The organism is Enterococcus lemanii, assembly GCF_016909125.1.
Classification (GTDB): Bacteria; Bacillota; Bacilli; order Lactobacillales; family Enterococcaceae; genus Enterococcus_I; species Enterococcus_I lemanii.
Genome location: NZ_JAFBFD010000028.1, coordinates 21,603 through 43,136 on the forward strand (window position 1 = coordinate 21,603; position 21,534 = coordinate 43,136).

Annotated in this window: 22 protein-coding genes; 1 reads left to right on the forward strand and 21 read right to left on the reverse strand. The window is 34.9% G+C overall.

What is annotated here, in order from left to right; translation table 11 throughout:
- Positions 1-4: 4 nt before the first annotated feature.
- From ahpC to JOD14_RS08950, 18 genes are all read right to left on the reverse strand, one after another.
- Positions 5-565, reverse strand: a complete 561-nt coding sequence (ahpC, locus tag JOD14_RS08865; protein WP_204654469.1) for an alkyl hydroperoxide reductase subunit C — start codon at positions 563-565, stop codon at positions 5-7.
- Positions 566-735: 170 nt separating this feature from the next.
- On the reverse strand, positions 736-1,668 hold the full coding sequence (locus JOD14_RS08870; protein WP_204654470.1) for a permease prefix domain 1-containing protein: 933 nt from the start codon (positions 1,666-1,668) through the stop codon (positions 736-738).
- Positions 1,665-1,997 carry a PadR family transcriptional regulator gene (locus tag JOD14_RS08875; protein WP_204654471.1) on the reverse strand — a complete coding sequence of 111 codons (333 nt, stop codon included), beginning with the start codon at positions 1,995-1,997 and terminating at the stop codon, positions 1,665-1,667. Before JOD14_RS08875 ends, JOD14_RS08870 begins: the two co-directional genes overlap by 4 nt.
- Before the next feature lie 120 nt (positions 1,998-2,117).
- The gene (locus JOD14_RS08880) at positions 2,118-3,089 is read right to left on the reverse strand and encodes a siderophore ABC transporter substrate-binding protein (protein WP_204654472.1); all 972 of its coding nucleotides are present in this window, start codon (positions 3,087-3,089) and stop codon (positions 2,118-2,120) included.
- A 12-nt stretch (positions 3,090-3,101) separates the two neighbouring features.
- On the reverse strand, positions 3,102-3,860 hold the full coding sequence (locus JOD14_RS08885; protein ID WP_204654473.1) for an iron ABC transporter ATP-binding protein: 759 nt from the start codon (positions 3,858-3,860) through the stop codon (positions 3,102-3,104).
- The gene (locus tag JOD14_RS08890) at positions 3,857-4,816 is read right to left on the reverse strand and encodes an iron chelate uptake ABC transporter family permease subunit (protein WP_204654474.1); all 960 of its coding nucleotides are present in this window, start codon (positions 4,814-4,816) and stop codon (positions 3,857-3,859) included. The genes JOD14_RS08885 and JOD14_RS08890 overlap by 4 nt, the downstream gene beginning before the upstream one ends.
- Entirely contained in the window at positions 4,813-5,760 is a 948-nt protein-coding gene (locus JOD14_RS08895) for an ABC transporter permease (protein WP_204654475.1), read from the reverse strand. Before JOD14_RS08895 ends, JOD14_RS08890 begins: the two co-directional genes overlap by 4 nt.
- 164 nt (positions 5,761-5,924) lie before the next feature.
- A complete protein-coding gene (locus tag JOD14_RS08900) occupies positions 5,925-7,280 on the reverse strand; it encodes an FAD-dependent oxidoreductase (protein WP_204654476.1) in 1,356 nt (451 codons plus the stop codon).
- Positions 7,281-7,297: 17 nt separating this feature from the next.
- On the reverse strand, positions 7,298-8,716 hold the full coding sequence (locus JOD14_RS08905) for an AcpB/EbpR/MafR family transcriptional regulator (RefSeq protein WP_204654477.1): 1,419 nt from the start codon (positions 8,714-8,716) through the stop codon (positions 7,298-7,300).
- Positions 8,703-9,434 (reverse strand): methyltransferase domain-containing protein, encoded by a 732-nt coding sequence (locus tag JOD14_RS08910; protein ID WP_204654478.1) that lies wholly within the window; start codon positions 9,432-9,434, stop codon positions 8,703-8,705. Before JOD14_RS08910 ends, JOD14_RS08905 begins: the two co-directional genes overlap by 14 nt.
- Positions 9,431-10,327 carry a hypothetical protein gene (locus JOD14_RS08915; protein ID WP_204654479.1) on the reverse strand — a complete coding sequence of 299 codons (897 nt, stop codon included), beginning with the start codon at positions 10,325-10,327 and terminating at the stop codon, positions 9,431-9,433. The genes JOD14_RS08910 and JOD14_RS08915 overlap by 4 nt, the downstream gene beginning before the upstream one ends.
- Positions 10,320-11,177, reverse strand: a complete 858-nt coding sequence (locus JOD14_RS08920) for a viral A-type inclusion protein (RefSeq protein ID WP_204654480.1) — start codon at positions 11,175-11,177, stop codon at positions 10,320-10,322. The genes JOD14_RS08915 and JOD14_RS08920 overlap by 8 nt, the downstream gene beginning before the upstream one ends.
- Positions 11,178-11,281: 104 nt before the next feature.
- Positions 11,282-11,467 (reverse strand): hypothetical protein, encoded by a 186-nt coding sequence (locus tag JOD14_RS08925; RefSeq protein ID WP_204654481.1) that lies wholly within the window; start codon positions 11,465-11,467, stop codon positions 11,282-11,284.
- An 81-nt stretch (positions 11,468-11,548) separates the two neighbouring features.
- Positions 11,549-13,783: a glucosaminidase domain-containing protein gene (locus tag JOD14_RS08930; RefSeq protein ID WP_204654482.1), complete on the reverse strand. Its 2,235-nt coding sequence runs from the start codon at positions 13,781-13,783 to the stop codon at positions 11,549-11,551.
- 117 nt (positions 13,784-13,900) lie between these two features.
- On the reverse strand, positions 13,901-14,413 hold the full coding sequence (locus JOD14_RS08935; RefSeq protein WP_204654483.1) for a GNAT family N-acetyltransferase: 513 nt from the start codon (positions 14,411-14,413) through the stop codon (positions 13,901-13,903).
- Positions 14,414-14,425: 12 nt separating this feature from the next.
- A complete protein-coding gene (locus JOD14_RS08940; protein ID WP_204654484.1) occupies positions 14,426-14,971 on the reverse strand; it encodes a DUF3267 domain-containing protein in 546 nt (181 codons plus the stop codon).
- Between the two features lie 88 nt (positions 14,972-15,059).
- On the reverse strand, positions 15,060-15,395 hold the full coding sequence (locus JOD14_RS08945; protein WP_204654485.1) for a metal-sulfur cluster assembly factor: 336 nt from the start codon (positions 15,393-15,395) through the stop codon (positions 15,060-15,062).
- 72 nt (positions 15,396-15,467) lie between these two features.
- Positions 15,468-16,385: a YitT family protein gene (locus JOD14_RS08950; protein WP_204654486.1), complete on the reverse strand. Its 918-nt coding sequence runs from the start codon at positions 16,383-16,385 to the stop codon at positions 15,468-15,470.
- A gap of 257 nt (positions 16,386-16,642) precedes the next feature.
- On the opposite strand from JOD14_RS08950, the gene JOD14_RS08955 reads away from it, so the two are divergent.
- A complete protein-coding gene (locus JOD14_RS08955; RefSeq protein ID WP_204654487.1) occupies positions 16,643-17,134 on the forward strand; it encodes a YajQ family cyclic di-GMP-binding protein in 492 nt (163 codons plus the stop codon).
- A 98-nt stretch (positions 17,135-17,232) separates the two neighbouring features.
- Here JOD14_RS08955 and JOD14_RS08960 read toward each other — a convergent pair whose 3' ends face one another.
- The 3 genes from JOD14_RS08960 to JOD14_RS08970 form a co-directional block, all read right to left on the reverse strand.
- Positions 17,233-19,581, reverse strand: a complete 2,349-nt coding sequence (locus JOD14_RS08960; protein WP_204654488.1) for an ATP-dependent DNA helicase — start codon at positions 19,579-19,581, stop codon at positions 17,233-17,235.
- Positions 19,582-19,834: 253 nt separating this feature from the next.
- Positions 19,835-20,785 (reverse strand): NAD(P)-dependent oxidoreductase, encoded by a 951-nt coding sequence (locus tag JOD14_RS08965; RefSeq protein WP_204654489.1) that lies wholly within the window; start codon positions 20,783-20,785, stop codon positions 19,835-19,837.
- A 272-nt stretch (positions 20,786-21,057) separates the two neighbouring features.
- Positions 21,058-21,432, reverse strand: a complete 375-nt coding sequence (locus tag JOD14_RS08970) for a phage holin family protein (RefSeq protein WP_204654490.1) — start codon at positions 21,430-21,432, stop codon at positions 21,058-21,060.
- Positions 21,433-21,534 lie beyond the last annotated feature (102 nt).

Consider the following 21,534-nt stretch of genomic DNA (forward strand, 5'->3'; position numbering starts at 1 on the left):
CTCCTTAAATTTTACCTACTAAATCTAAGCTTGGTTTTAAGGTTTCTGCGCCTTCTTTCCATTTTGCCGGGCATACTTCACCTGGATGTGTTCGAACATATTGAGCTGCTCGAATTTTATCAATTAATGAGCTTGCATCACGCCCAATACCGTCTGCGTTAATTTCCATCGCTTGTACAATACCGTCTGGATCAATGATGAAGGTTCCGCGTTGTGCTAAGCCATCTTCTCCTAAGACATCAAAGCCTAATGAAATTGCATGAGAAGGATCACCAATCATGATGTACTCGATTTTTCCAATCGCATCTGAGTGGTCATGCCAAGCTTTGTGAGTAAAATGAGTATCTGTTGAAACAGAGTAAACTTCTACCCCTAAACTTTGTAAAGTAGCATATTGATCTTGTAAGTCTTCTAACTCTGTTGGGCAGACAAACGTAAAGTCTGCTGGATAAAAGCAAACAACGTTCCATTTACCTTTGAAGTCTTCTGAAGATACTTCAATGAACTCTCCTTTATGATAAGCATTTGCATTAAACTCGATAATTTCTTTCCCAATTAATGACATGAAAAATTCCTCCAATTAGAATAATTATTTGAGATTATTTTCTCTAATAACGACTATACAGGATTAAAAATGATTATTCAAACGATACGCTTTAGAATTTATTAATAATTTCAATCTGCACAAAACAAGCCTCCTAATTGCAGTTCATTCTCAATTAGGAGGCTGTATTCTCAATTATAAGTCGAGGTGGCTTTATTTTTCATTAATATTTCCGCAATCACGTAACCAACTAAAAAAACTAACCAACTGTATAACCACGCACGAAACATAAATGAGATTAAGAAATAAAAGATAGTAACGATCACCCAATAAATCTCTTCATCATATTTCAAACGATGCCACCATTTTATTTTTCGTCGTTGCTTATTTTTGGATAAACGTTTGTATTCTCTTTGAATAATCGAAGCATAGAGCAACAAGAATGTCCCTAAACCACAAAGAGCAAAAAAGAAAACAACTCCAGCAATTGGCAAATAAAAAAGTTCGATTAAAATAAATAAAACCGGAATAGACATCCCATAACTAATAAAACTTAAGCATAGACTAAATTGGTAACTCCGATGGTAATCTTCCATCTTTTCAAAAGCAAGTACGCGAACTTTTTCAGAAATCGTTCTTTTTTTTATTTCTTTAATTCGTTGTCGCTGTTCTTTATAACTGATGAAAATAAACAATAAGGAAATAAGTGCCAATAAACAAGTGAGCAAGGCTGATAACGTTGTCAATACTCCTCCATTACCGCTCCCCCAAAAGGGCACAATCGCTAGTGATGCAAAACCAATTAGAAAACCAAATGACAAGTTAAAAGCAAATTTTCGACTTTCCTGCCAGTATTCCAGCGCGTCATCCATTAGAAAGTCTTCCGCCACTGGGCTTGTTTTTCGCTCTTCTTCACTAATTCCAAGGACTGCTAAAATTTCATCTAATGTACCAAATTCACTAATAACAATTCCTAAGGCCTCTTTTTCCGATTTCCCTTCTTCAATCAGAGCGAAATAATAATCTTCGCTATTACCAATTAAATCTTCTTTGACTTGATTGGTTTGTTCCGATATTGGAACTTGCAAAAATAAAACTTCAATGTAATCTCTAATAATTTTCATTTTATCTCTCCTTTTAGAAAATAATCAACGACTTTTTTAGTTGTTTGCCATTCGAGTTCTTTTTCATTTAAAAAAGCGCGACCTAATTTAGTGATGGCATAATAAGTTCTTTTTTTACCATGGGTTATATCCCCAGGGTATGAAGTAATGTAACCTGCTTTTTCGAGGCGCGTAAAAGCGGAATACATCGTTGTTTCCTTGATGCTATAAGCTTCTTTCGTCCCTTCTCGAATTTGCTTAGATAATTCATAACCATAAGAGTCACCATTTGCCAAGAGTGACAATATAATCGTATCGTTATAACCACGGATACTATCACTAGTAATCATCGGTAACCTCCTATCTTTACTTTACCTGTCGTAGTAATTATAACGCAACTACTACGACAGGTAAAGTAAAAAAGCAAAGAAATCATTGAATGACTTCTCTGCTTTACTTTTTTTGTTATTTTATTCAAACGCGTGGTTAACATCGTCTAACATAATTTCAATCGACTCTAAGCCAGAACCAGCTAAGTACCAAACTTGTGGGTTTAAAGCAATTACTTTATTATTTTTACCGGCATTTGTTTCTTTCACTAAGTCATTATCCGCTACAGCATTTTGTGAAGCATCGCCACCAATTGCTTTTGTACGGTCAATAACAAAAAGAAGATCTGGGTTTTTTTCTAAAATATATTCATATGAAACGTTTTGACCATGCGTAGAAGCTTCAATGTTATCATCTGCTTGTAAAAAACCAAACGTATCATGAACAATGCCAAAACGAGAACCTTGGCCGTAAGCAGATAAACTACCTTCGTTAACTAATACGACAAGTGATTTTAAACCACTCGCTTGTGCTTTTTCACTTGTTTCATCAATTTTTGTTTGAAGTGCCGCTAGTTTTTCAGTTGCAACGTCTTCTTTTCCAAAAATTTGAGCGATAACTTCAACATTGTGTTTCACTGAATTCCAGGTATCCGCTGCATCTACGTTCAAAAAGATAGTTGGTGCAATTTTTTCTAAATCTGCTTTAAAATCTCTTTGACGACCCGAAATAATAATTAAATCTGGCGCTAATTGATTAATTTTTTCTAAATCAGGTTCTTTAATGCCACCTGCTGATTCAACATCACTAAAGCTTGCCAGAAATTCCGGTAAACTATCGGTTGCTGCGCCAATTACTGTTTCACTTACGCCCAAGACTTGCATCGTATCTAAAGCACTGTTATCAAAAACAACCACTTTTTTTGGTTGAAAAGGCACCGTTACGGTTCCTTCAGCATCCGTAATTTCTAGTGTGTCTTTCTTTGCTTCGCTTGAGGTAGAAGAAAGGGTTGATTCTTTCGTTAATGAACTTTCATTTGTTTTTCCTTGCCCACAAGCTGCTAATGTTAGGACTGCTGTAAAAACTAAAATACCTTTAAATACTTTTTTCATAAATAAATCCCCCTAATTAAAATACATACAAAATCGTTTTCCTTCAATTTCACAAACTCTAACGTCCATGCTATAAAGACGATTTAAAACTTCAGGAACAATAATTTCTTCGGTTTGTCCTTGGGCAAAAATCTTTCCATCTTTCATAGCAACAATGTAATCGGCAAAACCTGAAGCAAAATTAATATCGTGTAAAACGATGATGACTGTTTTTTGTTGTTCTTTGACTAATTTTTTTAATAGTTGCATCATTTGATTCGCATGATTTAAATCTAAATTATTCAATGGTTCGTCTAATAAAATATATTCTGTGTCTTGCGCTAAAATCATCGCGATGTAAACGCGCTGTAGCTGGCCTCCTGAAAGTTCATGAATGGAGGCATGCTTTAATTCTTCTAGCTCCATTTTACAAATCGCTTCATCAATTATCTGACTATCCGCCTTTGTTAATTTACCACGGTTGTATGGAAAACGACCAAACGAAACTAAATCATAAACGGAGATGTTGAGTTGTACACCATTGCTTTGTTTTAAAATAGCTAACTTTTTCGCTAGCTCTTTTGACTTCCAATTGCGAATCTCATCTCGGTCGATATAAATCTCCCCTGTTGATTGTGGCTGTAAGCGACTAATAAGCGATAAAAACGTGCTTTTCCCAGCACCATTGGGCCCGATAAACGCAATTAATTGCCCTTTTGGTAAATCAACTTCTATGTCAGATAAAATAACCTTATCAGCATATTTTTTTGAAATAGCGGTTGTTTTAATCATGATTTTCTCCTTTCGGCAATAATTTTAAGAAGGAAAAATACGCCTCCAACAAATTGAATCACAATACTAATTGTTGTTCGCCAGTGGAAAATTTGCTCAACTAAGAATTGCCCACTAACTAAAAGTAGAATTCCCACTAAGAAACTCCCTAAAAACAAGCGATGATGCTGGTAAGTGTCAAACAAACGGTAGCTAATTGTCGCAACAATAAACCCTAAGAAAATCGTTGGGCCAACTAGAGCAGTTGCTACTCCTGTCAGTAAGATAATACTAATTAGTGCCCGCGTTTGAAAAGAGGCTAGTTGAATCCCCAAGTTGATGCTTTGATCGTTGCCAAGTAACAAAACGTTTAATTCAGGCGCTACATACCATAGATAAGCAGAACCTAACACAATTAACAACGTTGCAACCAATAAATATTGACTATTCACATTACTAAAACTAGCGAATAGCTTTCCTTGGAGTAAGTCATATTCATTTGGATCCATTAGCACTTGCATAAAAGTACTTAAACTTGAAAACAACGTGCCACTTACCATACCAACCATCAACAATAAGAAGAGATTCCCTGTTGTTTTTTCTAAAAAGTAAAGTAGGAAAAAAACACTTAGCGTTGTCATAATCACAACATTGGCAAAAAACATCCACAATGATTCTTGTGATAACATCGTAATTCCTCCGACAAAAAAGAATAAGATTGTTTGAATGAAGACATACAAGTTATCTAATCCTAAGATGCCCGGTGTTAAAAACTGATTACCAGTCAATGTTTGAAATGAAATCGTGCTAATCGAAGTCGCTAAGGCAACCACAATGAAAGTTGCTACTTTCTTTCCTCTTAAAGAAAAAGCAAATGCCCAGTTTCCATGTGTGTTATAAGTTAAAAATAAAACAATAAAAATAAGACTCAAAATGGTCAAACCTAAAATCTTTAACCAATAATTTGTGTTTTTCATGTGCGCTTCCTCCTCGTTAAAATGAATAAGAAAAGGATACCGCCGATTACACCAACAACGACACTAACTGGAATTTCATAAGGCGCAATAATAATACGCGCTAAAATATCACAAATTAAAAGAAAGATACTACCTGAAACCACGGTTAACCCGACCGTATTTTTAAGATGGTCGCCATAGTACAGAGATACCAAATTGGGAACGACAACCCCTAAAAACGGGATGCTGCCGACCATAATTAAGACTGAACTACTACCTAAAGCAACTAAAGCAAAGACAATCCACTGTAGCTTTTGGTAATTTAAGCCTAAGTTTGTTGCGTGTTCTTCCCCTAATCCTGCCACGGTGATCTGATAACCAAGTAAATATAATAGAAAAAAGACGGGAATTGTAATATAAATTAATTCGTAACTACCTGCCATCACTGTTGCAAAGTTTCCTTGAAGCCAAGAAGATAGATTTTGAACCAGTTGATTTTGATAGGCTAAAAACGTAGCGAGTGAACCGATAATATTCCCAAACATTACCCCAGTTAAAGGCAAAATCATCGGATCGCCTTTTGGAAGTACGCGACTTAAACTTAAAAAAAGTAGCACTCCTAAGTATGAAAAAATAAATGCAACCAACGAACGGGTTAAAATTGATCCATTTGGAATGAACAACATAACAAATAAAATACCTAACCGCGCACTATCTGTCATCCCGATTGTCCCTGCTGAAACGAATTTATTTTGCATTAAATGCTGCATAATTTTTCCCGATAAACTCAACATGCCACCGGCTAAAACCAAACTAATTGTCCGTGGAATTCTTGTTTTGACCAACAAAAGCCTTTGAAGTTCATCGCCAACGAGAACCCCTCGAAGTGAAACACTATGTACACCTACAAACAGAGAAAGAACAATTAATGCGATTAGTACCAGTCCAAATAGAACCTTTCTCATGATGAACTCCTTCCTTTATTTTTCAAATGAGAATGATTATCATTCTCTAAGTTAGTTTATGTTATTTTTCACTAAATAGCAACCTTATTTTTAAAATATGTTAAAGGCTCAAAAAAAAGCAAGGGAATACACGAACATTCGCTTGTGTACTTCCTTACTTATTATTATTTTAATAAAATTCCTTCCAAAGCCAGATCGTTGAAAAAATGAACGGGGTTAGAAAACTTAGGGTTAAAGTAAAAATCCATCGTCAAAACTGCATCTAGCGTCACATGGCTCGTAATTAACGCCGATAATGTATTAATGAGCTCTAATGACTTTTCGCGATTAGAAATTAATTGCCCGCCAACTAAGCGACCAGTTTGTTGTTCAAAGACAAATTTTAAAGTCATTTCAAAAGAATCGTCTTTGCCAAACAAGGCGCTTTTCGTGTATGTTTTAGTAACAGAAGCAACACTCAAACCATAATACGGTGCTTCCTCTTCATTCATTCCGGTACTCGCCACATAAAAATCAAAGAGATGACTCGCAATCGTTCGTTGCACCACCGGCAAACGTCTTTTTTCATTTAATAAAATATTCGTTGCTGCAATAATCCCCGTCCGATAAGCGTTAGTTACCAAAGGAATATAACTCATATTTTCTTGTTGGTTAAAAAAGACTGAAACAAGATCCCCCACTGCATAGATGCTCTTATCTGAAGTTTGAAGAAATTCATTTGTGCAAATCGTACCATCTCGATTCATTTCAAGTAAATCTTTTACCAAATCAATATTAGGCCTTGGATTAATCGCATAAACAATCGTATCGCCTTGAATAAATTCATTCCCACTTAAATAGACACCTTTAAACTTATTTGTCTCATCAAATTGAATTCGTTCAACATTACTATTTAATTTTAATTCGACGTTAGCTGGAATATTGGATAAAAAAATCGATAAAATCTCTTTGTCGAAATAACGAAATAACGCTTGGTTCATCCGATCGAGCAAGACCACTTTTTTATTTAATTGACTGAGTGTCTCCGCTAGTTCAAAACCGATTAATCCTGCCCCAATAATAACCACTTTTTGACTATCGTAAAGCGTTTTTGCGGCTGCCTTTGCTTGCGGTAAACTCTTGAAGTTCGTCAATAGATCTTGTCCTTCTGGAGAAAAAGAAGTGCTATATTGACTAGAGCCCATCGCTAAAACAAGGTAATCGTAACTTAATTGATCTTTCACCGTTGTTTCGCCGTCTTTTAAAAGCAAATGCAAAATTTTATTTTTTTCATCAATTTGCGTCGCTTTTGTCTGAAGCATCACATTGATTCCTTCTGACATCAATTCGCTAGCACTTGTTGTCCGACAATTTTCAAGGTGTTCGATATATTTTTCCATAAATAAGTTTAGACTACTACCGATATAGCCTAAAACGGTTGATTGTTCAATTAAAATTACTTCAGTTGCTGGATTAATCTTTTTTAAATGTCGGGCAGTTGCGATTCCTGCATGCGAACCGCCAATAATTAAAACACGCAAATTGAATTCCCCTTTTCCTAATTATTTCTTTTCAATTGGTGAACCAGCTGAACAATTCGCTCAATATCAAAATTTGATAGATTAGCAATTAAAAATAATTGAATCACACCTTGATAAACCATCGAGTCAATGTATTCATCTTGAATTAAAATTTGATACTTTTTATTTGGTTCTGCTAATTCCAAATGAACACCTTGTAAGAGTTGGAGTTTATCTTGTAAGACAATCAAGAAATTTTGAGCAATTAGCGGGTTCGTGTACGCCAGGCCAATTTCAATTGTTTGCACTTGACTTCTTTCAAAAAAGTAAATCAAGTAGCCGTAGACTAAATCAAGTTTTTGCCACTGGTTGTGACTCACTTGTTTTGATAGTTTCTTTTCGATAACATTCATACAAGCACGAAGTTTATCTGCATGATCGTCAGATAAGCGTCCGTGAGTCAAAGAAGAACTCTCTTCAAAACACCCCTTAAAAAAAGCAATTTGACAATGAATCGGTGAAAGAAAAAGAGCCGTCTTTATTGGCATAGCGACCTCTTCAAACAATATTTTTGCCACTTGTTTATTCGTTTGCGCAATTTTTTCTAAAGGATACAAAGTTTGTTCATCAATTAAAAAAAAGCCTTCCGCAAAACAAAACAAGTACAAATAAAGTGTTTCGTCTTCAAAGTTTTGATACGCAAAACGACTTAAATAGCGTGCTAAAACTTCTTTTAGTATTTGAAAGATGGGGTCTTCTTGAATAACGAGCTGGTCATCAATAGGCAATTGCGTTTTTTTATTCCCTTGGTAATTAAACCGTAATTCCATTAAATAAAACCAAAGCAATAACTTTAATTCTTCTTCTTTTGAAAATGTTCGCTTTAATTCATTTGCTAAAACTCCTACCAAGTTTTTACTAACAGAAGCGTTTAATTTTTTTCTTAATTGTTTTTGGTAACTCCCTTGCCAAAACAATTGAAAATAGAAATAGCGAATTTGTCTTTCTTCACCAATAAGCTTTTTATTTTTTATTTGCAAATCAAACTCTTCTAACAATTGATTTAAAGCTTTAAAACGTCGAAATAAAGATGCTTCACTAATTTGAAAATCAATCATCAATTGGGGAATAGAGATACTTTTACTTTGAATAATCGCAATTAACAATTGATAATTGAGCGATTGTTGCAAGTAATGATTTAAAAAGCCTTTCCTTGAAAAATTATTTGGTAAAAAAAGATGGTACAAATCGCCCTCCCCTTTTTCAATTTGCGCTTCTTCATGGTAAGCGTGTAACTCAAGTTGTAGAGCGCTTATTTCTTTTTGTAAAGTTGGGAAAGAGATTTGAATATTTTTTTCGAGTTTTTTTAAATGAATACCCGTTTGATGGTCTAAAAAAAAGTCAAAAATAGCAAATTGAACTTGCTGGTTTTTTTCTAATAAATTAATAATCTTCATTAATTCCCCTCGATTTATACGTTTTTACTAACAGCAACTCAAACGTTATCGTCCGCTTGTTTTGGTACGTATTTGAATGACTAAAATACTTTTGCAGTAACTGTATCATTAACTCTTGTTGAAGTTCTCCTTCAAAATAATTTTCAAAAAAAGAGCGCTCAATTTCCTCTACCATAGTATAAGTAAATAATTTACTTTCAAAATCCACGTCCAACCAATTTTTGTACTGCGCCATCAAGGAATCATCAACCCCTTCTTCCCAAGGAGAAAACAATACATCGGAATCTGACGTTAATCGTAATATCGCGACGCCTTTCGTTGCAATTCGGACTAATTGATCCAGGTCCGCTTTTGTTTGCAAAGCCGGATTCATCGCGGTAAAAATAAAATCATAAGAAGCGGGCGATGCTTGTTCAAAAAAAGCCTGTTGATCGATCTGCCAGTATTTAATGTCTTCTCCTTTAAATTGTGTGCTCGCAATTTGAAGCATCTCTTTTGAAAAATCAATTAAATAATAATCTTGACAAAATGAACGCAAGTAAGGGACATATTTCCCACTTCCCCCAGCTAAATCAACAAAAGAAGTAACTGGAAACAAAGCTGTTTCTGCTAAAAAATGTGCAACATCTTCCCCAATTTTTGTTACTGTTTCCGCTTGAATTTCTGTGTACTCTTGGGCAAAGTCATCCCAAAAAGTTTGTTGTTCGTTTAAATTCATTTCTCTTTTCCGGGTACAATTAAAGGCACTAGAAAAGGATAACTTGTCACAAAATCAAGAATCGAACGACGTCTTTCATTTGAGTCAATATAAAGTTCGGTTTGCGTTTCTTTTAAATGAATAATGACATTTTGTTCTTGGTTTAATTGTACTTGATACGTCTGCTCTTCTAACTTATTAAAATCATATTCCTTTGAAGCCATTGTTTTTATAAAAATTTCGTCTAAAATTTCACTGGTTAGTGGAAAATCACTAACTAAATGAAACGAAAGAGGTTGCGTATTATCTAGTAAGCTTGGTGCCACCGTAAAGCCAAGCTCTCTTAAATGAATGAGCAAACGGTTTAAGTCATGATTGAATAACGATAATTGACTACGTGAAAGAAAATGATCAGAAAACCATAAAGAAATTAGTGTTTGTACTTGCTTTTCTTCAATTGTGACCGTCATTTCTTGCATATCTAAGCGTACTAAAGGGATGTAATCAACAACAAAGCGATCATCTAATACTTTTAACTTGAAATAAAAAATCAAATGCCCTTGTTCATCCAATTGGTAAGCGACAAAAAACTGCTTCGTTTCCCATGTATTGTAGTGTTCTGTTCCTTCTAAGCCAATTGAGTGAAACGGTAAGAGTAGTTCATAGGAGAAATACTCTAGCAAGTTGGTTTTAGCAATCGTTGAAACTTCTTGATTTTGTAAAATAATCGTTTGATATTGTTCAAGCAACTCTTTAAAATTGGCCGCTAATAATTTTTTTCTTAAATAAAGATCCGCTAATTCCTTCTCAGATTCTTGAATCCATGAGGTGATTTCATTTTGGTACTCTTTTTTTAAAATCATATAAGTGCTTTCGTAAGTTTCATCACCGGTCGTTTGATTAACTTCATTCATTTTCAGACCCCTCCTTACCTGATAGGTACGTCTCTAAGAAAAGTGTAATTTGTTTTTGCATTTCTTCGAACGAACCAAAATATTGTTCAATTAAGCGATGTTCTTTCGTAATCAACGCTCGTTTTAACTCGATTGCCTTATATTGTTCTTTTAATCGCTTTTTCTCAGCATTTTTTTCAGAAATATCCGTTGCAAATGGTAACCACGTTTCTTTTTCTATTTCAAGCGGTTGGAGTTTTTGTTGAATTAAAGCTAAGTCTTCCTCCATTTTACTACGGTTAAAGAATCCTTTATTACTTTCAATTTGAGCCTTTTCTTTTTGAAGCTCTTTAATTTTTGCATCAACTTGGGCAAGGGCCACTTTTGCATTAATTTGTTTTGCTTCTAATTCATCCATTTGTGTTTGAAGAGCAACTAAGCGCTCTTCAAATGAGTCCGAAGTAGCCAACCAATCTTCTTGCACTTCTGGTAAAATTAATAATTCTGGAATGCTGGCATCCATCAAGATGGCCGGTCTTTCTCGATAATACTGCCCAATTTGATAATGGGTAACAGTTGAAGAAAGTTTATGGTTTTGCTTCATAAAAGGAAAACGAGCAATAAAGCTATCATGAAATTTCCGAGTGAGTAAATGGTCAATCTCATGGTTTTGATTCGATGTTTCTTTCAATTCCTTATGCAAGCGTCCATTGTAAATCCGATAAATTTCTTGAATATTTTCTTCTTGTATGGCTTGTTCAAATGCCTGTAAATCCTTCAATAATGAACCAATGTTTCTTGAAGCATTTTCCTTCGTTTCTAAAAATGACATTTCCTCAAATACGTCTTCTTTTTTTATTGAATCAGTCATAAAACACCCTCCTTAGAAATCCTCTTAGTTCTAGTGTATCATTTTTTGATAAAAAAAGTGATTAGAAGCTTTATAAAAATCATAAAACTTCTAATCACTTTTAATTATTCTTTATCAAATGTTCGAAAACGAATTTGATTTTTTTCATCGCGTTTTAAAATTGTTTCTTCTTTTAAATAAGAAAAATGCAACTCGGGCAAGTCCTTATTTTCTAGCATCGTTTCATAACCTTTAAAAATGTCTTGAATATACTGTTTGTAAGCTTTCTTTTTTCGCAATCGTTTTTTCATTATTTGCACCATCCTCTACCAGAGTATCTTATCAAGAGTCGGGAAAACTTACAATACTCTTTTTAAATGAAGGGGGTTTCATTAATTTGGGATTAAATAACCGACACCACTCGATAAAGCAATTTCATTTGGAATCACCCGATAACTTAAATAAGATGCATCTCCTTCTGAAATTAAAATTCCTTCATCAGTGACGGCCTCCACAAAAGCGACGTGGCCATATAAAGGATGATAACCTGCAACGCCTTGTTTAAAACTAATGACGTACCCGGCTTTTGGTGTCGTCGCTGTTTGATAACCTTGCGCTATCCCTGTTTCTTTCCAATCCGCGCCATTGCCCATGTAATCGCCAACTTTCCCACCAAGTTGCGTCACTCGATTAAAGACGTACCATGTACATTGATCCATACCATAAGAAGCAGAAGTATTGTAATTTTGCCCGTTAAACGTTGGGAAAAGCATCCTTTCACGATAAATAGCCGGCACTTGATTAATGTCGTAAAGCATTTGTCCAACTTCAACTTTTGGTTCATCAAATTGTGTTAAATGGTAGGTCGCAATAATTGAATTTAACTTATTATAATAACTAGTATCTGTTGCGTATTTCCCCGTTAATTCACTCGTTGCCTGTAAATAATTTTTCGCATTTGAACGCCAAACCTTTTGGTAAAAACTAGTGTTTGAAGAAAGCCCATTTCGAATCAAAGTAACATAATCAGCCAGTGAGTCTTCATAGGTAGGGTAAACGCGAAAGGCAGATGAAATTGTAAATAAATTACCTGTGCCATCATCTTCTTGAGTTGGTAACATCACTGAAGCAACGCCTAATCCTCCTTTAATTCCAAATAAATTGTAGTAAGGATAACGAGCTAGTCCACTTGTTCCCGATCCACTTTCTAAAATTGCTTGAGCGATGAGAACCGAAGCAAACAAATCATATTTTAACCCTAGCTCTCGAGCACTCTCGCTGATCAAATCAATAAAGGCCAGCGTTTGTTCATTTTTTTGAAAGTTAAAAGTAACCGGATAATTGGCGATTTGTTCTTCTCCATACGCAGATAAGGAGAGCTTTGGATTTAATTGAATCGCATAAGAGGGCATTTGCACAAAATCATAGCGTGTTAACAAATCTTGATCATACATTGTTTCATCTTCTAGTTGCTCCATATGCAAGGTGAAAATACGCACGCCTGGAATTTTCGCTAAATTTTCTTCTGTTCGTTCCTCGTTTTCTAGTTGCTCGTTTAATAACGTATCATCGGCCATAATAAATTTATTTTGGCCTAAATAAATAGCCATTTTTTGCTCTTTTTCCCAAACAAGTAAATCTCCTATTTGAATTTCAGCAAGATTGATTTTTTCGCCAATTGTTTGCAAATCATCAAAGTCTTCATTGATCGCTAATCCAAAAACTTTATTATAAATAAACTGGATAAAACCTAGCTGATCAAATCCTTTTCCTTCTTCGTTTAACACGTTATAAGGTTGACTAAGAAGTTTTAAACTAGCATAAACAATTGCAGCTTGCTGTCTTGTTTGGTAAAAAGAAAGATTCGGTAATTCAAAGCCGTTTAGATCTGAAGCCACAAATTCTCTTGCGAGTAATTGTGTCGCAATGTTTACATTAAGAGTCGGGTAAGTCTTTTGAGTAGGAGTCATTCCATTTGGTTTTATTTCTTCGTGACTTTCTTTTGAGTTGTTTTCTTCTTGGTTTCCTAAAGATTCCTCCGTCGTGTTTTTCTCTTCTGTCGGATTATTACTTGATGCTGGTGGAGCCGTTTGTTCCGGAGTTGGTTCAGCTGAATCGGATGAATCCAGTGCATTTGACTCATTTGATAAATCTGTCGTTGTTTCTGTCGTTTCAACGATTGGCGGTGAATTCGTTTCTGGTAAATGACTCCCTTCACTTGATGCTGTTGTTTCTTCACTGATAGAAGGGCTTGAATTTTCTTCACTTGAAATTTCTACAGAAGTGTCTGTTGTAGATTCAGGCGCTACATCCGTGGAGACACTTGAAAATTCAGTCGATTCCTCTACTATTTCTTCAGATGTAGCGGGGGCTTCTACTAAATCACCGTTAGCGCTTTCATTGTTTAAGTCGTTTTCGAACGTTTCTTCAGGAATAAGTTCTTCTTCGATTGATTCTTGCGTGGTGGACGTCTCTGTCTCTATGACTAAATCCTCATTTTCGACAACACTTTCTTCTTCAGATAGTTGATCGTTTTCTGAAGAAAAAACTGGTGGAGTGTAAGAAATTAGCAAAAGAGCCACTGTAAATAACGAAATTGCTTGCGTTAATTTTTTATTCATCTTCATTCGCTTAACCTCCAATTCTAATCCTGTTTTAATTATATCACATTTTAGAAATACTTAAAAATTGTAGGATGTTGTTTCTATAAAATACGAAAAAGACCAACAATTCTTTTTTGTTGGTCACAATATGATTTGGTAGGCTAAGCGTTCGCCGTTTGGAATTGGGAAATGGACCAGTCCGCGATAGGAAAAACCACTACTTAAAATTGCTTTTTGCATTGGAAGGTTCAAACGATGCGTATCAATTCGAATATCATGATACCCTAGCTCTTTCGCTTGGCTAATTAATAAATCTAAAAGTAAAGACGCTCGCTTTTTCCCACGTTGCCCTTTTGCAATCGCCACTCGATGAATCGCAATATATGAATTTAAACCAAGCCAGTGGCCATCTTCAATAGCTGTATATACTGGATCTATTCCTTGAATCAGTGAAGCTGTTGCGATCACTTCATCTTGACCATCAACAAGTACATAGCACGCATTTGTTTCAATATCTTTTTCCATTTTTTCTTGATTAGGACCAAAACCGTCTTGCCATTGAGGTGATTGTTGCTCCTTTAAAGCGTCAATTCCCTCTTGAATAATTGTCATAATTATTGGTAAATCTTCTTTCGTCGCTTGTCTTAATTTCATATAAAACTCCTTTTAATCTTCTTTTAGATAAAAATTAATGCCCACTTCTGTATCTTCAACCCATGCCTTTCTAGGTGCCTTAAAAATTAAATAAATCCAATAAAAATCGCCAACACAAGCACTCGCGTGAAACGTTGCTAAGTAAATAAAGACAATCGGTTCAAGATTATTCAGTTCCAGTGCTAACCATAAAGAAAAAGTAATTAAAACAAAAGGAGCAATGCTAATCCAAGCAAATTGCCATTTATTATAAAGTGAGCCTGGACTCGTTGCATACGCCAAACCATTTTTAAAGCCAAACTTCACTTTTCCTTTTGGATGGAACCATTTAAAAAACAAGCCATGAATTAGTTCGTGAATAACAATTAAACAAAGCGCTAAAACAAGCGTTTGAAACAAGTGATTCAAAGATAAACGCATAATATCGATGTCTTTTGTTTTCAAAACAAGTGCCGTAAACAATGGAAAGAATAAGAATACTAACAAAACACTAGCGATATTTAACCTAAAAATAATCTTTTTGTTTTCCATCAAATTCAAGCTTTTAATTTGTTTCATGTTATCGCTCCTCCTTTTTGGTATTACCAATAAAAAAAGGCCTCTTTTTATTGGATAAAAAAGACAGCCTTCTATTGACCTCATTAATTTAGCGGATTCCTAGGGCGATTCTCGCATATCTTGACATGCGATCAGTCGTCCAAGCCGGATACCAAACGAGTTTCACTTCAATTTTTTTTACTTCAGTAACTTCTTCTAATGCATCATGAATATTATCAGTAATGACATCGGCTAGTGGGCACCCCATGGTTGTTAATGTCATTTTGACAATTGCCTCGCCGCTTTCACCATCAAATTCAACTTCATATATTAATCCTAGATTGACAATATCAATTCCTAATTCTGGATCAATTACTGTTTCTAGGGCCGTCATCATACGATCTTTAATTTCTTGAATTTCTTGTTCCGTATATGCTTCGCTCATAAAAAGGACCTCCTCTTACCATTGATAGAGTTTATCATACTATTTTTCGATTCTTTTGTAAAACGAATCAAATTAATGTTTTTTAGCAATCTTAATATCTGGAAAAACGCCGGTTGCTTTAAAACTTCTTTGCTCATCATCATTCGCAAAACGCCCAATGATAGAGTTCGTTGCCACGACGTTAATAAAAGCATTCGGATCTTCTTCTAAAACCGCTTGTTCTAAATCATATAATTCATAACGAGTCACAACAATCATAATTGTACTACTTGGTAAACCAGAATAGCCGCCAACTGAAGGCAACAGTGTCATCCCACGAAACAAACGTCTTGTAATGCTCTTACCAACCGCTTCTGCTCTCGTTGTTACAATAAACACCGTAATCTTTTGATGGCTAGTATGCATGACGTCAATCAACCGACTCATCGCATATAAAGAAATAATCGTGTAAAGCGCACTTTCTACCGAAAAGATACTCGTCGCAACTAAAATAATAATACCATTTAAAATCATCATATAACTTCCAACTGTTTTACCAGTCATTTTTGCAAAAATCAATGAGATAATATCCATTCCACCTGTTGTAAAACCTAGCTTTAAAGATAGCCCTACCCCAACGCCAACTAATACCCCACCAACGATGGCATTCAACAAAATATTGTCTGAAAATTGGCCTTCCGGAATAACCATTGTCATTAATGAAACCGAAAGAACATTTAAAAAACTAAAAATCGTTGCATCTCTGCCTAATTTTATAAAGCCTAAAATAAAAATCGGTATGTTATAAAGTAAAATAAGAGCGCCCATGCTCAAATGAATGTTCCACTGGTTTTGCGCAATGGCGACGGTAATTTGGGAAATACCATTTACCCCAGCTGATAATACTTGAGCAGGAGCTAAAAAGTAGTTTAATCCGATAGCACTTGTAACTCCTGTAATGAGAATTGTTCCTATTTTTTTTAACAATTCAATCTGTTGCTTTTTATTCATTCTTTTATCAAGCATCCTTTCAAAATCAATCGTTATAAGAATAGCAGTTTCCCTTGTGAAAATAAAGAGACTTCATATGAAAATTTACTGTCAGTAACGTAAGTTCTTTCTGATAAGTAATAAAATCAACTTTTTAGACTTGAAAATTCGAGTGAACAAAATAAAAAAGACGGATACGTTACAGAAACTAAAAAGATTGCTATAATAAACAAAACAATCTGAATCAGATTAATATTTATTATAAAGGAGTCGTTCACATGACGAAAGAAGCAAGTTTTGATGTTGTTTCTGAATTAAATTTAGAAGAGGTAAAAAATGCAATTCAAATGACCACAAAAGAATTGACCAACCGCTTTGATTTTAAAGGCTCAACGGTTGAAATAAAAATGGAAAATAATCACTTAACGATTGTTGGTGATGACGATTTTAAACTTGAACAAATCAAAGATGTCTTATTTGGCAAATTAGTCAAACGCGGTGTACCAATTAAAAATATCCAATTTGGCGAAACACAACACGCACTAGGTTCAAAAGCTCGACAAGTTGCACAACTTATCAGCGGTATTGACCGAGAAAATGGCAAAAAAGTCACGACAGCAATTAAAAATTCAAAAATAAAAGTGAAAGCCCAAATTCAAGAAGACCAAATTCGGGTAACGGGTAAAAACCGCGACGATTTACAAGCAGTTATCCAGTTACTTCGAAAACTTGACTTACCAATTGAATTACAATTTACCAACTATCGTTAAAACTATCAGCAGTCAATACAGGGTTCGATTCGAGCCCTGTATTAATTGCTTATAATATTTATATTTTGAAGCCAAAAGTTTAAGACTTCTGGCTTTTTTTAGGGGTGATTTTGCCAAAATCGGCGTAGGTTGATTTCTAATTCAGCCTCATTATTGCAAATTTTACGATGTAGCCAGTGTGCCGGTAGCAACGAATGGTATTGAGCAGTTGCAAAACGTTGGTCAAGCAATAAGACGACACCATAATCAGAAGTATCTCGAATCACTCGTCCAGCTGCTTGTAAGACTTTATTCATACCTGGCAATTTATAAGCGTAATCAAAACCTGCTTGATAAACTCCTTGGAAATAGTCTTTTAATAAACTCTGCTCTTCATTTATTTGTGGTAAGCCAACACCCACAATTGCGACACCTATTAAACGAGAACCTTTCAAATCAATCCCTTCAGAAAAAATGCCCCCTAGTACACAAAAACCAACAAGTGATGCTTCTGGATCATTTTGAAAGTGAGCTAAAAAAGCTTCCCGTTCACTTTCATTCATTCCACTTCCTTGAATGAGTGTCTGCACTTCGGGAAAAGTCTTTTTAAAAACTTCATAAACAGCATCTAAATACTGATAAGAAGGGAAAAACACTAGGTAATTGCCTTTTTTAGCAAAAACCATTTTTTGAATCGCTTTGACAATTTTTGGAATACTGCTTTTTCTTTGTTGATAAGTTGTTTGAATATCATTGGCAATCAACACCGCTAAATTTTCTTTTGGAAAAGGACTAGGCAAACGATAAGCATAGGAATTTTGGGTATTCGCTAAACTTTTTTGATAATAATCAAGCGGCGAAAAGCTTGCTGAAAACAACAAACTGCCTTGCCCTTTATTCAAAGTGTCCGCTAAAAATAAGGATGGATCTAAACAAAATTGTTTAATCTGTATTTGTCGATAACCAATTTCAATGGTTGTCTCATAATGCTCATCATAGAATTCATTAATTTTTAAAAAGCGAATACAGTCAAAATAAAGCGTTAAGATCGTTTGTTTTCCTAAACCTTCTTGTTGTTTGGCTAACCATTCTTTTACTTGCTCCGTTAGAGTAAGTAACAATTGAACCAGCGTTTCCGGGGGTAGTTTCTGATGCTTGTAATGCCAATTATCTTTTATCGCCTGTTCTTTCAATAAATCAAACTCCGAGAGGATTTGATTTATTTTTCGGTGAATTTTTCTAGCTCCTTTTGGTATCTCCGTTTTCAATTGAACAAAAATTTGGTCGTTAATACTTGCTGAATACATGTCTCGTGAGCGTGGAACAAGGTTATGTGCTTCATCAACAAGAAAATATTGTTTTGCTTGTTCTTCTTCAAAAAATCTTTTTAAATAAACAACAGGATCAAACAAATAATTGTAATCACTTATAATTAAATCACAAAACAAGCTAACATCAAGTGATAGTTCAAATGGGCAAACCTGATATTTTTGTGCGTAGGCTTCAATCACTTCACGTGTCATTAGTGTTTCATGGTTTATAAGATCCCAAAGTGTCTCATTGATGCGATTGTAATAACCTTTAGCATAAGGACAATCATCGGGATTACATTTTCTTTCATCAAGAAAGCAAATTTTGTCTTTTGCTGTCAGTGTGACACTTTTTGTTTTAGCCCCTACTTGACTTAAAGCTTTCATTGCATCTTCTGCTACTGTGCGAGTAATTGTTTTAGCTGTTAAATAAAAAATTCGGTCATTGGATTCTTCGCCAAGAATTTTTAACGCAGGAAAAAGCGTCGAGATTGTTTTTCCTGTGCCCGTTGGTGCCTCAACAAAAAGTGTTTGTTGCGTCTTTAAGGCCTTATAGGCAACCACCGCCAATTCTCTTTGTCCTTTACGGTAAGCTTCATACGGAAATTTTAATGCCATTAAAGACAGATTCCGAACTTTTCGCCAATCGGATTGAAACATCAACCAACGATGGTATTCATTCATCAAGTCTTCTAAAAAACTTTCTAGGGTTTCTTTCGTGAACACACGCGTTTCGTAATGAATCTTTTGTGTAAGCGTTTGGTAGTAAGTCAGCCGAACCGCTAAACGATCTTCGCAATTGGTTTGGTTAAATAAATAGGCATAGACCATTCCTTGGGCAAAATATTGTTCTTTTTGCTCAACTGGCAAGTCTTCAAATGCAATTTCTGATGTTTTTATTTCATCAATTGTCCAACACTCATCTTGTTTAAACACACCATCTGCACGTCCTTCAAGCTGGACTAAGTAAGGTGCTCGTTTATATTCCGTTTTTAAAAAGACTTCTTTTTGGTACGCTTCACCAGCTTCTTTTTGTAACTTCCGATGAATTCTAGCTCCTTCTTGCGCAGTATGGTTACTTGTTTTGCGGTTATCAATATCACCTTTTCTTAAAATAAATTCAACTAATTCTCGGACAGCAATTTTATGTTTTTGCATTTATTCACCTTCTTTGCTTTTTTATTATACACAAAAAAAGAATCGTTGCGAATAATCGTTTTCTTTTGCTGCTCACCGATTTTCAAATTTATCCAATGTTTTCTTTGCTGTTTTATTCTCTACCTCTTAACTAAATATGGCTTATCTAACCAAAATATTTTTATGCCTAGGTTAGGTGTCCTACTTAATTTTATCGTGACTCGTTCATATTTTATAAAGACAAAAAAACCTGGCTAGGCCAAGGTTTTTATCTTTATAGAACAATATTTTCTTGTTCGCCTTTTTCCCACATAACAATATTGTTAAAGGTGATTTCAGCTCTTCTTACCAAAGCTTCTACGGTTGCAAAGCCGATATGGGGAACAATAATTGTGTTTGGTGCTTCTAGTAATGGATAGCTTGCTGGAATTGGTGGCTCCATATCAACCCTATCTAAGCCTGCACCCGCAATGGTTCCTTCGTGCAAAGCTTTTGCTAAAGCATCATTGTCAACAACTGGGCCAATCGCTGTATTAATTAAGAACGAGGTCGGTTTCATAAGCTTCAACTTTTCTTCATTAATCATCCCTCTTGTTTCATCAGTCAATGGTATATGAAGGGTAACAATATCACTTTCTTTTAAAAGTTCATCTAAAGACAGATATTTTACGCCTTGATCAATTAAGTCTTGATTCTTACTCCGATTATAAGCAATCACATTACAGCCAAAAGCTATCCCTAATTTAGCAACAGCACTTCCTATTTCTCCAGTCCCTATTATTCCTATGGTTCTTCCCTTAAGATCGAATTGCGGATAACCTACTTTAGTGCCTCCATTTCTTGCCACACCATCCAGATCGACAACGTTACGTAAAAGTCCGATCATCAGTCCAATGGCTAGTTCTGCGACTGAATTCGTACTATAGCCACCCGCATTGGATACTTGAATTCCTTTTTCGCGACACTTGTCTAAATCAACATGATCATATCCTGTGAAAGCGATTGAAATATATTTTAGCCTTTCTGCTGCCTCAATCACTTCTCCGCTAAGAGGCATATTTGCCAGTACTAAGATTTCTGCATCCTTCACCCTCGTTTTCAGTGTTGCCTCATCAACTTTGTCTTCATAAATAACTAATTCATGGCCATTTTCTACTAGCAAATTCGTTACACTAGCCAACTTCTCTTTATCAATACCTAGGGATTCCAATAAAACAATTTTCATTCTACCTCTCCTCCATTTTCTATGGTACGGTTGCTGTCTACTCTATTATAGCATTTATTCAATAATTTTCTAATTTTAGTATAATCATTATTGTTTTATCGATTTACCTGTTTTCTATCGGAGACGAGTGTATAGATTTTAGGTTAGGCGGTGTTATTCAATCTTTTACTTTCTATAAAAATGATGCATAATCCCGCTGTTAGTTAGGCAGTACACACTTGATTATACAAAAAATTGCGACCATTGATAATAGTCGCAATTTTAAATTCAATTTATTTTTTCATCATTTCTTCTTTCAACCAATCGAATATTTTTTGAAAAAGCGCTGTATCGATTCCTATTTTTCGATAGTTTTCTAAAATTGATTGGATTTCTAGCCCTAAATACCCAACATATAAAACCGTTAATAACGCGACTCCTGTTTGTCCAGGAATAATATAGGCTACAGGAATAAAAAAGACTAATAAAATTAAACTTGCTATTTTTCGAATAATGCCATTAATGCCAATTTTTGAAGTGATTTTCTTACGAAGTTTTGCGGCATAGGTACCACTAATGAAGTCAATCACCATTGCAATCGATAATAATGATAAAATATAAAGAACTTTTTGCATGCGAATTAATTCCAGCCATTCTCTTAATTGCATTCTCCTCCCTCCTCGTATAATATATTTAGAAGCAAATTACGCTCCTTGAAAACTAAATAAAATATTTTCATTCCTTAAAATCATATTGCTTGGATATTGTGT

Excerpts from the sequence above, each read along its gene's own strand:
- JOD14_RS08925 (WP_204654481.1), bottom strand. The coding sequence starts at position 11,467 with ATGAAAAAACGATTGCGAAAAAAGAAAGCTTACAAACAGTATATTCAA.
- JOD14_RS08930 (WP_204654482.1), bottom strand. The coding sequence starts at position 13,783 with ATGAAGATGAATAAAAAATTAACGCAAGCAATTTCGTTATTTACAGTG.
- JOD14_RS08950 (WP_204654486.1), bottom strand. The coding sequence starts at position 16,385 with ATGAATAAAAAGCAACAGATTGAATTGTTAAAAAAAATAGGAACAATT.
- JOD14_RS08960 (WP_204654488.1), bottom strand. The coding sequence starts at position 19,581 with ATGCAAAAACATAAAATTGCTGTCCGAGAATTAGTTGAATTTATTTTA.
- JOD14_RS08920 (WP_204654480.1), bottom strand. The coding sequence starts at position 11,177 with ATGACTGATTCAATAAAAAAAGAAGACGTATTTGAGGAAATGTCATTT.
- JOD14_RS08965 (WP_204654489.1), bottom strand. The coding sequence starts at position 20,785 with ATGAAAATTGTTTTATTGGAATCCCTAGGTATTGATAAAGAGAAGTTG.
- JOD14_RS08910 (WP_204654478.1), bottom strand. The coding sequence starts at position 9,434 with ATGAATTTAAACGAACAACAAACTTTTTGGGATGACTTTGCCCAAGAG.
- JOD14_RS08885 (WP_204654473.1), bottom strand. The coding sequence starts at position 3,860 with ATGATTAAAACAACCGCTATTTCAAAAAAATATGCTGATAAGGTTATT.
- JOD14_RS08875 (WP_204654471.1), bottom strand. The coding sequence starts at position 1,997 with ATGATTACTAGTGATAGTATCCGTGGTTATAACGATACGATTATATTG.
- ahpC (WP_204654469.1), bottom strand. The coding sequence starts at position 565 with ATGTCATTAATTGGGAAAGAAATTATCGAGTTTAATGCAAATGCTTAT.
- JOD14_RS08955 (WP_204654487.1), top strand. The coding sequence starts at position 16,643 with ATGACGAAAGAAGCAAGTTTTGATGTTGTTTCTGAATTAAATTTAGAA.
- JOD14_RS08940 (WP_204654484.1), bottom strand. The coding sequence starts at position 14,971 with ATGAAACAAATTAAAAGCTTGAATTTGATGGAAAACAAAAAGATTATT.
- JOD14_RS08890 (WP_204654474.1), bottom strand. The coding sequence starts at position 4,816 with ATGAAAAACACAAATTATTGGTTAAAGATTTTAGGTTTGACCATTTTG.
- JOD14_RS08880 (WP_204654472.1), bottom strand. The coding sequence starts at position 3,089 with ATGAAAAAAGTATTTAAAGGTATTTTAGTTTTTACAGCAGTCCTAACA.
- JOD14_RS08945 (WP_204654485.1), bottom strand. The coding sequence starts at position 15,395 with ATGAGCGAAGCATATACGGAACAAGAAATTCAAGAAATTAAAGATCGT.
- JOD14_RS08895 (WP_204654475.1), bottom strand. The coding sequence starts at position 5,760 with ATGAGAAAGGTTCTATTTGGACTGGTACTAATCGCATTAATTGTTCTT.
- JOD14_RS08935 (WP_204654483.1), bottom strand. The coding sequence starts at position 14,413 with ATGAAATTAAGACAAGCGACGAAAGAAGATTTACCAATAATTATGACA.
- JOD14_RS08970 (WP_204654490.1), bottom strand. The coding sequence starts at position 21,432 with ATGCAATTAAGAGAATGGCTGGAATTAATTCGCATGCAAAAAGTTCTT.
- JOD14_RS08870 (WP_204654470.1), bottom strand. The coding sequence starts at position 1,668 with ATGAAAATTATTAGAGATTACATTGAAGTTTTATTTTTGCAAGTTCCA.
- JOD14_RS08905 (WP_204654477.1), bottom strand. The coding sequence starts at position 8,716 with ATGAAGATTATTAATTTATTAGAAAAAAACCAGCAAGTTCAATTTGCT.
- JOD14_RS08915 (WP_204654479.1), bottom strand. The coding sequence starts at position 10,327 with ATGAATGAAGTTAATCAAACGACCGGTGATGAAACTTACGAAAGCACT.